Source organism: Clostridioides sp. ZZV14-6150, from assembly GCF_020657875.1.
GTDB lineage: Bacteria > Bacillota > Clostridia > Peptostreptococcales > Peptostreptococcaceae > Clostridioides.
This window is the reverse complement of sequence record NZ_JAGWDA010000004.1, coordinates 42532-55619: the sequence shown is the minus strand read 5'-3', so window position 1 is coordinate 55619 and position 13088 is coordinate 42532. Positions and strand designations below refer to the sequence as shown.

Here is a 13088-nt window from a genome sequence, read left to right as displayed (position 1 = left end):
CCTCAAATTGTATTATCTAATTTAAAGAGTATTCTATAAGTTTATCTAATAATTGGCTATACTCAAGACCTTTAGCAGCAGCACTTCTAGGTATTAAACTAGTTTTAGTCATGCCAGGAAGAGTATTTAGCTCAAGAACATAAGGAATACCTTCACTTATAATCATATCAACTCTTACATATGCTTTGCAATTAAAAATTTTCCAACAAGTCTCAGAAATCTCATTTACTCTTTTTTGGAGTTCATCATCTAAATAAACAACTTCTTCTTTTGCTCCTTTTTCAAGTGAGTACTTAGCTTCATAATCAAAGAATCCTGAGTCTGATTTTATAGATATAGTAGGAAATACTTCGCCATTTAATATAAATGAAGTATATTCTCCACCTGGTATATATTTTTCAATCATTACAAACTCATCAACCTCTAAACCTTTACGAACTGCTTCTTCAACTTCATTTTTGGAATGAATAAAGAATGTAGCAACACTTGAACCTCCTGAATTTGGTTTTATAAATACTGGATATCCTATTTTATCTATCTCATCATAATTTATTTCATCAACTGATTTTACTAAAGCCCATGGAGCAGTAGGAAGGTCTGAATCTCTAAGCATTTTTTTAGTGATATTTTTGTCCATACACATTCCACTACAAAGAGGTCCACATCCAGAATATGGTATATCCATAGTCTCAAGTACTGATTGAATGCATCCATCTTCACCAAATTTTCCATGTAGTGCTAGTACTGCAAAATCTGTATCTTCTGGTATTTTTGTAAATATATCTCTTTTATCATCTATTATTACCTTTACAACATCGTATTTACTTTTATCAAGGTTATTATATATTTCTTTTCCTGAATTTAAAGAAACTTCTCTCTCTGATGATATTCCACCCATTATAACTGCTATTTTCATATTATACACTCCTATTTTAAATTTTATTATTTTTAAATTAAATTTTTTAATTTACTTACTTAATTATATGAATTAATGGTTGATGATGAAAGTACCACTATATGCTAAGTTTATATTATGTGTGGTTTTAGAGTGATAATCTAACTTACAGATAGAGTTGAATGATTTTTTAACTTTATTTATGTTCTTATTTTTGCTAAAATTAGTGGTATGAACTTAAGACTAGTCTTAATGGCTATAAATCAAGGAGTGATAAAATTTGAAAGCAGAAATAATAAGTGTAGGAACAGAGATATTGTTGGGAGATATAGTAAATACGAATTCTCAATTTTTAGCTAAAGAACTTGCAGCATTGGGAATAGAAGTATATCATCAAAGTACAGTTGGAGACAATAAGCAGAGACTCTTAGAATGTTTTGATGAAAGCTTAAAAAGAAGTGATTTAGTAATTACTACAGGAGGTCTTGGACCAACTGGTGATGATATGACAAAAGAAACTGCAGCAGAGTATTTTGGACAAGAATTAGAATTACATAAACCATCATTAGAAGTCTTAGAATCATTCTTTGTTAAAACAGGAAAGAAAATGGCTGAAAATAATATGAAACAGGTATATTTTCCAAAGGATGCTATAGTATTAAAAAATAATAATGGAACAGCACCAGGAGCAATTTTAAAGAAAGATGATAAAAGTATAATAGTACTACCTGGACCTCCAAGAGAAATGAAGGCAATGTTTAATGAGAGTGTCAAACCTTACCTACAACAATTTACAAAGGAAATGCTAGTATCAAAAACTTTAAGATTGTATGGAATAGGTGAGTCAAATCTAGAATTGGAAATTTTAGATATAATTGATGAGCAAACTAATCCAACAGTTGCTTTGTATGCAAAGGAATTAGAAGTTACAATAAGAATAACTGCAAAAGCTGAAAATGAAGAACTAGCTTTTGAATTGATAAAACCAGTAGAAGAAAAGATAAAGGATAGAGTAGGGAAATATGTATATACTGAAGGAGATATTTCAGTATCTGAAGGAGAGTCTGCATTAGAGGATGCTGTTTCTAAGCTTCTTGTAGAAAAAAACTTAACAATAGCAGTGGCTGAATCTTGTACTGGAGGTTTGGTATCTTCATCTCTTATAAACTATCCAGGAATATCTTCTGTATTTCTTGAAGGATGTGTAACATATTCTAATGAATCCAAAATGAAAAGATTGGGAGTAAAAAAAGAAACTTTAGAAGACTTTGGAGCAGTAAGTGAGCAAACAGCAATAGAAATGGCTGAGGGCATTGCTAAAGGGTTTGGAGCTAATATAGGCATATCTACAACTGGAGTAGCTGGACCTGGTGGAGGGACCGAGGAAAAGCCTGTAGGACTTGTTTATACTGCAATATATATAAATGGAAAAACAATAGTGAAGAAAAATATATTTAATGGAGATAGAAGAAAGATAAGATTAAGAGCTACTAGAGATTTACTTAATGAACTGAGAATACAATTAGAAAAACTTTAAATTATTATGATATTGGGTATATTTAAAGTATTGATATAATATAAAATCATTTTTGGAGGCTTTTAATTTATGATAAAACATATATTTTGTGATTTAGATGGAACTTTATATGAAAATGGAGCTATAACAAAAGAGGACATAGCAGCAATTGAGGAAATAGAAAAAAGCGGAGTACAGTTTAATGTTGCTACAGGTAGGGTTTTTAAACAAGCTCGTGATATTATTGAAGGGAGCTTAGATATGAATGGCTATTATATATGTGAAAATGGCGCATTTATACATGATAAAGATTATAATGTGATTTTTAAGCAAACTATAGATGATAAATTAGTAAAAAAAGTTATTGATAGATTTGAATCAACTGATGCACAATTGTATTTTAAATATAAAGGAGATGTAATTGTAGATAGTGATACGACAGCTTTTAGACATTATTCTAGTGATTTTATAGTGGACCCTGATTTTGAGAAAAGAGATAGTTTTGATAATCTTATAGGTAATATTGGTATATGCTCTGAAAATTTAGAAGAGTTGTCTAGAATAGAGTTATATTTAAAACGTGAGTTTAGGGAAGTGTTGGAAATATATTTTTCTAGTACTTATACTTTAAACATAGTTCCTAAAAGTGTATCAAAAAGAGGTAGTATAGAACATGTAATAAAAACTCTGAATGTAAATCCAGATGAAGTTGCTACTATTGGAGATTCTCCAAATGATATTTGTATGTTAGAAGGTTTTAAATACAGTTTTGTAATGTCAAAGGCAAGAGAAGAAGTAAAACAAAGTGCAAATTATGTAGTAGATAGTGTAAAAAGTGCTATAGATGCTATAATAAAAATAAATAATTAGATATAAGATTGATGTTAAGTAATAAAAAACTAGTAAGTTATTTTTGTATGTTGATTTACTAAGTAATAAATTTTATAAGGTATTACCTATTCAGTATAAAAAATGACTGTTCAAGAGAATTATAAAACTAGATTTTATATTCTGTAGAGCAGTCATTTTGATTGTATTAATTGTCAGTTTAAAATTCTTAAGTTAACCACAATTTGCTATATGGTATGATTTTATTGTATTAGCTAAAATAGAATCTAATATATAATTTATAACACTATTGCAAGTATATGCTGAAAATTTTAAATCATTCATATAGTCGCTTTTATTTTTGTATTCATTGTAAAGTTTAACAAAAAATTTTTCAAATCCGTTATTTATAGTACTACCTTTAATTTTAGATAAATCAACATCCTTTGCAAATGCTCCAAGTTCTCTTTCATAAGTGACATGTTTGTTCAAACTATGCTTAAATTCCCAGCGTTCACTATGAGCTAAGCAGAAAAAATCGCATAAAAAGTGGCAGATAACACCAAGCTCTTGACTAAGTCTACTTACTGAAAAATATTTAGAAACGCTGTCTATAGTAAGACTGCACAGATATTTTATTTTAGAAGCAACCATATTAAATGATTCATCCATATAATGTTTTTTTAATTTGTATTTAGAAAAAGCATCTGGTTTTATATTACCATATATAAAATTTTTTTCGCTTATAAAGAATGTTTTATTTTCATCTATATTATTAAGTATCGATTTTGCCATAATAAAATGGGTATTCATTAACATATTTACACCTCGTATAGTTTATTAGACTTATTAAATATATTATTATGATATGATATTTATGATAAAAGTTTAATGGTAAATATATGAAATTAAGTCAATCACATTTATTTAAATAATTTCAACCATATTCATAATACCAGTAATTGGCGAAATTTACAATATGTAAATAATGTTAAGTTTTTATTTATCAAATTTAAAATTAAGTATTAGTATACTTTCTAATCAGTCTATTAGCTTTAGATTGGGAAATTTCAAGGAGTCTAGCTACTTTATAAGAACTGCCCAATTTTTCATAAGCATCTAAAATTACATTTTTTTCATACTCCATAATTAAAGTGTTAAAGTTTTTGTTTTTATAATCAATAGGTAGAGAATTATCTACGTCAGTTGTATATGTTGGAAAATTATTTCCACTATTGACAGTATTTACATTTTTAGTGAGTATATTTGGTAAATCGTCTGTTGTTATATGATTATCTCTACAAGTAAGTAAGATTTTTTGAATTATATTCTGTAACTCTCTTATATTACCTGGAAATCTGTAGTTTGCAATAATATTTATAGCTTCTTTTGAAATTGTCTTGTTTAGATTAAAGTCACTTGAATATCTATTAAAATAATATTTTATAATCTCTACTAAATTATCTTTTCTTTCTCTAAGTGGAGGGAGTTTTATTTCTATAACATTTAATCTATAATATAAATCTTCTCTAAATTTTTTTTCTTTTACTTTAGAAATTAAGTCAGCATTTGTAGCAGATATAATTCTTATGTCAACTTTTTTATTTTTTAAACTTCCAACAGGAGTAAAAGTCCTATCTTGTATCAATTGTAAAAATTTTGCCTGTAGATTTTGTGGTATATCACCTATTTCGTCTAAAAAAAGAGTTCCTCCATTAGCCAATTCTACAAGACCAACTTTACCTTTGGTACTTGCACCTGTAAAAGCACCTGAAGTATATCCAAAAAGTTCAGATTCAAGTAGTTGTGGAGATATGGTTGCACAGTTTATAGTTATAAATGGACCGCTTGCCCTGTTGCTGTTGTGATGTATATATCTAGCAAGTGAACTCTTTCCTGTTCCAGATTCTCCTAATAATAGTACACTTACATCAGTTTTAGAAACATGGTTGACTGTATTCATAATAGGTCTCATGACTACACCATCCATAATTACTGTGTCTTCAATCCTAAGAGCTGTTCTATATAGTGTTTCCACCTCAGATTTGTATTTTTTCACTTGTTTTTTTGTGTCTTCAAGTTTATTTTTTATATTATTAAGTTCAGTTATATCTCTACAATTTTCAACAGTGAATTCTAGCTCGCCGTTTTCATCAAATACAGGGCTTGCAGTTATAATAAGTTTTTTTCCTGTTTGAGTATCTTGTTCAAGTGAAAATTTAGACTTTGTTCTCAATACCACTGGTATGGGGCTTTTTGTTGAATATCCAGATTCTTCTAAGAAAGAAACGTTTTTCCCTAAAATATCCTCTTTTTTTAGACCATAATTTTCTTCAAATGCCTTATTACAATATATTATTATACCTTTATCATCAGATGCACATATTTCATCATGAGAAGCCTCTAATATTTTTTTATAAAACTCTAAATCTAAATTCATTTTCCCTATTTCCCCCCTAAATTTTTAATGATATATTAAAATAGGTTTAATTTATTAAATATAATTAAAAGTATAATCTTTATATAATACATAAATTTCAGTCTATTTTAACTTTAAATAAGTTATATATAACTTATTTTACAGTTAAAACGAGTCTAAATCAACTTAAAATATACTTGAAATTACTATAGAAAAGTTGAAAAACTAGTAATATTGTTGCAAATTCTAAGTTTTTAGTGTCGATATAAATAAAATAAAAGTGGCATGTTTTTTGCTTGATAAAAATGATGTGTATTGACTAAATAATAGTAGAGGGGTATTTAAGATGGGAGAAAAAAGTAAAGGGTATGTATTTATAGCAACAGCAGGAATCTTATGGGCTACACTTGGGTTGTTTGGAAAGTTTTTGATGGGAAATGGGCTGACATCAGAACAAGTAGCATTTACAAGATTATTTTTTGGATTTATAGTTTTAGGTGTTTATTCAGCTATAAGAACACCACATATTTTAAAAATAAACAAAAAAGGAATTATTTATTCAGTAATAATAGGAATTATATGTCAAGCTATGTTTAATTTATGTTACTTTAAAGCTATTGATACTGTAGGTGTATCTGTATCAGCAGTTTTATTGTATACATCGCCATTGTTTTTAGCTGTATTTTCAAAATTTTTTTATAAAGAGAGTATTACTAAAAGTAAAATATTTTCGCTGATTTTTTGCTTTATTGGTGCTATTATGGCAGTAACTGGTGGAAGTTTGAATTTTCAAAACTTAAGTACTATGGGCTTATTACTTGGAATATTATCTGCAATAGCGTATGCACTTATGCCAACTATTAGTAAGAATGCTTTAAAGGAATTTTCAAGTTCAACAATATTAGTTTACAGCTTTTTATTTGGAGCGATATTTATGATTCCTTCTGCTAGACCATGGGAAATATTAAATTATGCTAAAGATTTAAATATTTTATCTTGTATGTTGATGTTAGGAGTTGTTCCAGCAGCACTTGCATATATTTTTTATGCAGCAGGTATATCTAAAGGTGTAGAGCTATCTGTTGCAGGTGTTGTAGCATCAGTAGAATTAGTTGGTTCTGTTATAATTGGAGGCACTATGTTAGGAGAAAATTTTTCTATAGGAAAGCTGTTTGGAGTGATGCTAATGTTGATATCAGCTGTAATAGCACTTAATCTTTCTTATGATGGAATAAAAATGTTTTATAAGTCTAATAAATTAAAACAAACTGAAAAAACAGAAAGTATTTAAGACTATATATTTTGCCCTTGTACATTTGTATAGGAGTATTTTTTATTGTAATTTTTAATATGAAATTTGATTTGTGAACAATAAAATAACTATAGAATAAAATAACTATAGATATATTTATATTTTCTATAAATATATCTATAGTTATTATGTTATCTTTAATCACTATTTAATATGTTAATCATTATTTAATCTTGAATAAATTTACATCCCTGATAGGACTTTCGAGATTTTAATGTATCATCAATTTGATTTAAAATCTCCCATTTTTTTAAACTCCATAAAGGTCCAACAAGTTCATCTCTTTTACCATCACCAGTAAGTCTATGAATTATCATAGTTTCAGGTAATATTTCTAGTTGGTCACAAACAAGATTAATGTATTCATCTTGGCTCATAAGAGTTAACATCCCATTTTGAAGCATTTTCTCCATCGGAGTATCTTTTATAACATGTAATAGATGTATTTTTATACCATCTACATTCATTTTGCCGACTGCCTTAGCAGTTTCCATCATCATATTATAATCTTCACCAGGTAGACCATTTATAATGTGTACAACTACTTTTATATTTTTAGCCTTTAATTTTTCAACACCTTCAACAAATGCTTTATAATCATGTCCTCTATTTATAATTTTAGATGTAGAATCATGAATTGTCTGAAGTCCAAGTTCAACCCATAGATTAGTTCTTTCATTAAGTTCGGATAGATAATCGACTACATCATCTGGCAAACAGTCAGGCCTTGTTGAGATTGAAAGACCTATAACATCATCAAGAGATAGTATAGTTTCATATTTCTCTTTTAAAATCTCAAGAGGTGCATAAGTATTTGTATAAGCTTGAAAATAGCCAATATATTTAGCATGAGGCCATTTTTTTAACATCATTTCTCTTATATTATAAAATTGATTAATAAGATTATCCTTAGGATTTCCAGCAAAGTCGCCTGAACCTTCTTTACTGCAATAAGTACAACCACCATAGCCAATACTTCCGTCAATATTTGGGCAAGTAAATCCTGCATTTATTGATACTTTAAAGACTTTTTCTCCAAATGTATTTCTAAGGTAGTAATTCCAAGTATGATATCTTTTATTATCAAAAGCATATTTAAATTTATCCAAAGTAATCACCTATTTCTAATAAAATTGTACATTAAATTTGTACAAAAAACATATTACCACAAATAGGTGACTTAAACAAATTCTATTTTAAGTAAGGTAAAATAAAGCAATAAAATAATTAATATTTTCTAGATTTGTTTCCAGAAAAAAATAGAGCAAGTCCAAATAATATTATGAAAAATGACATTATTGAGACTATAAATCTAGATAAAAATAGTGGTGACAATATAAGGCATATACCAAATAAAGTTTTAACTATATTCCAAGTTGTAAACTTAGAATATGGATTATTTTTACTATTTACAAATACTACAAGCTGATTAAAAATTAAATAAAATCCCAAAAGTAATGAGAAAATACTCTGTATTTTTTGAGGAAATACAAAAAGTAGTATACATGTAACTATTAGAATCCATTGAACATTGGTAGACGGTTTAATTTCTTCTTTAGCAGCATATCTTTTTAACTCATTGATGTTTTTAAGATTTAAATATGCAAAGAATAAAAGTGCAACACCAAAAGTCCAAGAGATTAATTTTATACCTAGAGTCTTAAACGTAATGCACAAGAATCCCAATATAACAAGTAACACTCCCATTATCATAAATTTAGTAGCATTTTCTTTTTTATTAAAGTTATCAAAATTGATATTAAAATTTGTATACATAAAATCACCTCCAAAATCAATAGAACAATTATAACAGAAATTTATATTCAAATAAAGCCACATAGTATAAAAATAAAACTCTACTTAGTAATTAATTAATAGATTGTATCATAAACTCTTATTAATAGAATTATATAGGAGGAGGTTTGTCCATGACAAAATTATGGGCAATAATATTTGCATTATTGGCAGGTGGGTCTACTGCTCTTGAAGCTTTTATAAATGGAGAACTAGGTAAGAGTACAACAGCATTGGTTGCCACATTTATAAGTTTGACTGTAGGAGCAATATTTTTTTTAGCAAGCATAATAGTTGCTGGGGATTTAAAATGTTTAGTATCTTTAAATGATTTTAATTATAAGTTATTGTTAGGAGGAGTATTTGGAGGGCTAATAATATATTTTACAGTAAAAGCAATTCCAAACTTAGGGGTATCAAATACACTTATATTAACACTTGTATCTCAGGTTCTAATCGGCTTTTTTATTGATAGCGTGATTTTGGGACAAGAAACAATGCATTTATACAAATACATAGGGGTTATACTTTTAATTTTAGGTACATTCTTTATAGTAAACTAATGATTTAAAATACCATATAATTTGCTATATAACTTAAAAATTTGGTATAATTAGGATAGTAAGTAAAGTTAAAAGAAAGAGGTGTTAGGAATGGCTGATGAAAAATTTGTAATGTCATTTAGTGGTGGTAAAGATAGTATATTAGCATTAAATAGAATGTTGGAAAAAGGATATAAGCCTGTGGCACTCTTGACAACTATAAGTGAAGAACATGGAAAATCATGGACTCATAACTTAGAGCATAAGATGCTTAAACAAGTAAGTGATAGTATCGGACTACCTCTGTTAGTTGCTGAATGTGGAGTAGAAGGGTATGAAGAGAGTTTTGAGAGAGCTTTAATAAAAGCTAAAAACATGGGAGCAACAATATGTGCATATGGAGATATAGATATAGAAAGTCACAAAAAATGGGACTCTGACAGATGTGATGCAGTTGGGATGAAGGTAGAACTACCATTGTGGCAAGAAAGCAGAGAGGAATTGGTATATGAATTTATAGATAGTGGATTTTGTAGCGTCATAACAAAAGTAAACTTAAAGTATTTAGGAGAGGAATTTTTAGGAAAAAAATTAACTAGAGAACTTGTGAAAAAGATAAAAGAAACAGGCTCAGACCCATGTGGAGAGCATGGAGAGTATCATACATTTGTAGTAGATGGACCAGTATTTAGAACTCCTGTAGAATATGAAGTAAAAGGAAATGTAATAAAAGATGGTTATGGCTATTTAGAAATAAAATAAGTACATAAATAAAATACCTATTATACAATCTTAATGTATGCAAAGTATCGATGTTTGCAAGATTGTATAATAGGTATTCTTTATTTTATACATTATTATTTCTACTTTTGTTTAAGCTATTTTTTTTAGACTAGAATCTAGTGTAGAAAAATTCTTCTTTAGGAAAATCATTGATGCAATAAGACATATAAATTCAGAAACAATAGTAGTCATCCATATTCCTTGACCACCAAACATTAGTATCATTACAATTAAACTTAGAGAGACAATTACAAGTCCTCTACCAAGAGATATAACTGTAGAAATTGATGGTTTTTCTACTGAAACAAAGAATCCTGAAATTATTACATTAAATCCAACTAATAAGAATGATATAGAGAATATTTTAAATACACGAACTCCTTCATTGAATAATAGAGTCTCTTCTGGGTGAATAAACAGAGAAACTATTGATTTTGAAAAAGTCATACAGATTGCAAATACAGCTATTGAAGCTATTATTGTAGCTTTTACTCCCATCTTCAATAATTTCTTTACATTATCGATGTTGCCTGCACCATAATAAAAACTAGTAAGTGGTTGCATACCCTGAGTTATACCCATCATAGTCATAAGAACCAATGTGTTTATATAGTTTATAACACTATAATAAATAAGAGCATTTTCTCCTATATATTTAGTAAGGCTCAAGTTAAAAAGTAAAACAACTATACCACAACTTAATTCAGTAGTTGAGTCAGGGAAACCTATAAAGAGAATTTTTCTAAGTGTCTTAAAACTAACCTTAAATTTAGAAAAATTCAAAGTTGAGTTTTTTCTCAAAAAGTGTATTAAGAAAAAAACAGTAGAAAAAACTTGAGACAAACCAGTCGCAATACCAGCACCCTTTACGCCCCATCCAAACTCTATTACAAATAAATAATCTAGTATGATGTTTGTAAGGGCTGATATTATAACACCAACAGTAGCCAATATTGGGAATCCATCAGTTTTTATTATAACTTCTAAAGAATAGGAAACTATAAAGAAACCATTAAAAAATATTATTATTCCTAGGTAGTCTTTAACCATACCAATTGTAGATTCTGTGGCACCTAAAAATAGTGCCAATCTATCTAAGTTAAAAAAGGTTACTGCCAATATAATTAATGATAGTATAATTATTGATACTAAGTTAAATGAAAAAACTTCATTTGCAGATTTGATATCTTTTTTGCCCAGATAAATTGCAATTATAGTAGAGGCACCAGTTGAAAATAACAAAGAAACTGCAAATATAAAATTAATAAAAGGCATAGATATATTAACAGCAGCTAAGGCTAATTCTCCAACTCCTTTACTTACAAATATTCCATCAACCATTGTATACAATGAGAAAACCCACATTGCAACTACAGATGGAGCTAAGTATTTAAAAAACCTTTTGCCCAAACTTATGTTTTCGTCTATAGATATTTTTGTATCCATTTATTATCACTCCTTGTAAAGCTATTATAAAAATTATGAAACTATTAATTAATAATTTTATTTATTACTAATATAGATGATAAACTATGGTATAGTACCAATGTCAACAGCAAATAGTAAATAATTATAAATTTTATTAAATTGTAGTGATTTTAAGGGCTTGATAAGTATATCCTATTATATATATTACTGACATTTAACTGACAAATAGGAAAAAAAGTACTTTAACTGACATTCAACTGACATAAAACTGACCATTATTTGAATAGTATTTTGCTTATATTTTCAGATGCTTCTTTGTCCATTTCATCTAATAAGTGAGAATATCTATTCATAGTTATTTTTATATCTGCATGTCCTAATCTTTCAGAAATAGCTTTTATGTTAGTACCTGAAAGTAACATCAAAGTTGCATTTGTATGTCTTAATTCATGTACTTTTATATCTCTAAGATTATTATCTCTTAATAGTTTTTTAAAAGGAGCTACAAAAGTTGGTTGAACCCACGGGTTGAATCTTTTATTTAAGCATATCAAATCGAATTCATTTTTCAATATACCCTGTAATTTTAACTTATTTTGTTTTAATTTTTCCTCTTTAAGTAAACTTATAAGTTCATCAGGAGCAAATAATTTTCTTTTTGATTTAGGGGTTTTAGGGTCTTTGAAGGTTATTTTATTGTCTAGATAAACTAATGTTTGATTTACATGTATGATTTTTTTATCAAGGTCTACATCTGACCATCTAAGTGATGCAGCTTCACCAAAACGTAATCCAAGAGTTAGCATCAAAAAAATTGGTATCCCTATAGGAGTATTTTTTGATTTTTCTAATAATAATTGAGCTTCCTGTTTTGTATAAAAATTAGAAGTTGAATTATTTTTTTTGATTGGGGTTGTAACAAAATCACAAATATTTTCTGATATTTCTTTTAATCTATAAGATTCTTTCAATACTGATTTTATAAAACCGACTTGGTTTTTTGCTGAATTTAACATGTGCTCATTGTATATGCTATTTATATAAGACTGTAAAATAGAAGGAGTTATATCTATTAATTTCATATCTTTAAAGAAAACTTCAATTTGATTTTTAATCATGTTTTTTCTATTTCTAACAGTATTAGGAGAAAAACTACATTCTCTATCTTTTATATATCTGTAACATCTTTCTACAAGTGTTACATCACTTGGAGCAACAAATTTATTATTGTTTATAGTCGATTTTATTTCAATTAAATGTTTTTCAGCATCCTTTTTCTTTTCGTAACTTCCATAACTTTTCTGCTTTATTTTGCCAGTTGTTTCTTCCACATATTCCACATATACATGAAATTTTTCTCCCCTTTTTCTTATAAAAGCTGATTTGATGTTCATATGTACACTCCCTTTATAAGTTTTTATATAAAAGAACAGTTGGACTGCTCTAATTATGTCATTATCTTATTTCATACAATACCATACAGGCACAGTCTTAGAGCTTCTTTTTCATATTATTAATTCTTTACAGTTACATTATAACACGTATTTGTATACTCTTAAATTAACAGAAAG

12 protein-coding genes are annotated in these 13088 nt (G+C 27.8%); 5 read left to right on the top strand and 7 right to left on the bottom strand.

Annotated features, from left to right (window positions below; translation table 11 throughout):
• Nucleotides 1–16: 16 nt before the first annotated feature.
• Nucleotides 17–916: a D-alanine--D-alanine ligase gene (locus tag KGF41_RS06375; protein WP_227827278.1), complete on the bottom strand. Its 900-nt coding sequence runs from the start codon at nt 914–916 to the stop codon at nt 17–19.
• A gap of 259 nt (nt 917–1175) precedes the next feature.
• Between KGF41_RS06375 and KGF41_RS06370 the strand changes: the two genes are divergently transcribed.
• Together KGF41_RS06370 and KGF41_RS06365 are read left to right on the top strand one after the other, a co-directional pair.
• Nucleotides 1176–2432, top strand: a complete 1257-nt coding sequence (locus KGF41_RS06370) for a competence/damage-inducible protein A (RefSeq protein ID WP_227827279.1) — start codon at nt 1176–1178, stop codon at nt 2430–2432.
• A 69-nt stretch (nt 2433–2501) separates the two neighbouring features.
• The gene (locus KGF41_RS06365; protein WP_227827280.1) at nt 2502–3281 is read left to right on the top strand and encodes an HAD family hydrolase; all 780 of its coding nucleotides are present in this window, start codon (nt 2502–2504) and stop codon (nt 3279–3281) included.
• A 192-nt stretch (nt 3282–3473) separates the two neighbouring features.
• Here KGF41_RS06365 and KGF41_RS06360 read toward each other — a convergent pair whose 3' ends face one another.
• Complete coding sequence (locus tag KGF41_RS06360; protein ID WP_227827281.1) at nt 3474–4058, bottom strand: zinc dependent phospholipase C family protein; 585 nt, start codon at nt 4056–4058, stop codon at nt 3474–3476.
• A 199-nt stretch (nt 4059–4257) separates the two neighbouring features.
• The gene (locus KGF41_RS06355; RefSeq protein WP_227850173.1) at nt 4258–5679 is read right to left on the bottom strand and encodes a sigma-54 interaction domain-containing protein; all 1422 of its coding nucleotides are present in this window, start codon (nt 5677–5679) and stop codon (nt 4258–4260) included.
• 325 nt (nt 5680–6004) lie between these two features.
• Here KGF41_RS06355 and KGF41_RS06350 point away from each other — a divergent pair, with 325 nt between their 5' ends.
• Nucleotides 6005–6949: a DMT family transporter gene (locus tag KGF41_RS06350; protein ID WP_227850174.1), complete on the top strand. Its 945-nt coding sequence runs from the start codon at nt 6005–6007 to the stop codon at nt 6947–6949.
• 188 nt (nt 6950–7137) lie between these two features.
• Here the strand turns inward: KGF41_RS06350 and KGF41_RS06345 are convergent, their stop codons facing one another.
• Both KGF41_RS06345 and KGF41_RS06340 read right to left on the bottom strand, forming a co-directional pair.
• Nucleotides 7138–8079 (bottom strand): TIGR01212 family radical SAM protein, encoded by a 942-nt coding sequence (locus KGF41_RS06345; protein WP_227827284.1) that lies wholly within the window; start codon nt 8077–8079, stop codon nt 7138–7140.
• 118 nt (nt 8080–8197) lie between these two features.
• Nucleotides 8198–8746 carry a DUF308 domain-containing protein gene (locus KGF41_RS06340; RefSeq protein ID WP_227856512.1) on the bottom strand — a complete coding sequence of 183 codons (549 nt, stop codon included), beginning with the start codon at nt 8744–8746 and terminating at the stop codon, nt 8198–8200.
• A gap of 152 nt (nt 8747–8898) precedes the next feature.
• Between KGF41_RS06340 and KGF41_RS06335 the strand changes: the two genes are divergently transcribed.
• Together KGF41_RS06335 and KGF41_RS06330 are read left to right on the top strand one after the other, a co-directional pair.
• Nucleotides 8899–9327, top strand: coding sequence for a DMT family transporter (locus tag KGF41_RS06335; RefSeq protein WP_227827286.1), 429 nt, complete (start codon nt 8899–8901; stop codon nt 9325–9327).
• A gap of 90 nt (nt 9328–9417) precedes the next feature.
• Nucleotides 9418–10068, top strand: a complete 651-nt coding sequence (locus KGF41_RS06330) for a diphthine--ammonia ligase (protein WP_227827287.1) — start codon at nt 9418–9420, stop codon at nt 10066–10068.
• Nucleotides 10069–10179: 111 nt separating this feature from the next.
• On the opposite strand, the gene KGF41_RS06325 is transcribed toward KGF41_RS06330, so the two are convergent.
• A complete protein-coding gene (locus KGF41_RS06325) occupies nt 10180–11535 on the bottom strand; it encodes an MATE family efflux transporter (RefSeq protein WP_227856511.1) in 1356 nt (451 codons plus the stop codon).
• A 257-nt stretch (nt 11536–11792) separates the two neighbouring features.
• On the bottom strand, nt 11793–12911 hold the full coding sequence (locus KGF41_RS06320) for a tyrosine-type recombinase/integrase (RefSeq protein ID WP_227856510.1): 1119 nt from the start codon (nt 12909–12911) through the stop codon (nt 11793–11795).
• Between the last annotated feature and the right edge of the window lie 177 nt (nt 12912–13088).

Bases quoted from the DNA above. Each gene is read 5' to 3' on its own strand.
- KGF41_RS06375 (WP_227827278.1), bottom strand. From the start codon at position 916: ATGAAAATAGCAGTTATAATGGGTGGAATATCATCAGAGAGAGAAGTT.
- KGF41_RS06365 (WP_227827280.1), top strand. From the start codon at position 2,502: ATGATAAAACATATATTTTGTGATTTAGATGGAACTTTATATGAAAAT.
- KGF41_RS06360 (WP_227827281.1), bottom strand. From the start codon at position 4,058: ATGTTAATGAATACCCATTTTATTATGGCAAAATCGATACTTAATAAT.
- KGF41_RS06355 (WP_227850173.1), bottom strand. From the start codon at position 5,679: ATGAATTTAGATTTAGAGTTTTATAAAAAAATATTAGAGGCTTCTCAT.
- KGF41_RS06350 (WP_227850174.1), top strand. From the start codon at position 6,005: ATGGGAGAAAAAAGTAAAGGGTATGTATTTATAGCAACAGCAGGAATC.
- KGF41_RS06340 (WP_227856512.1), bottom strand. From the start codon at position 8,746: ATGTATACAAATTTTAATATCAATTTTGATAACTTTAATAAAAAAGAA.
- KGF41_RS06335 (WP_227827286.1), top strand. From the start codon at position 8,899: ATGACAAAATTATGGGCAATAATATTTGCATTATTGGCAGGTGGGTCT.
- KGF41_RS06330 (WP_227827287.1), top strand. From the start codon at position 9,418: ATGGCTGATGAAAAATTTGTAATGTCATTTAGTGGTGGTAAAGATAGT.
- KGF41_RS06325 (WP_227856511.1), bottom strand. From the start codon at position 11,535: ATGGATACAAAAATATCTATAGACGAAAACATAAGTTTGGGCAAAAGG.
- KGF41_RS06320 (WP_227856510.1), bottom strand. From the start codon at position 12,911: ATGAACATCAAATCAGCTTTTATAAGAAAAAGGGGAGAAAAATTTCAT.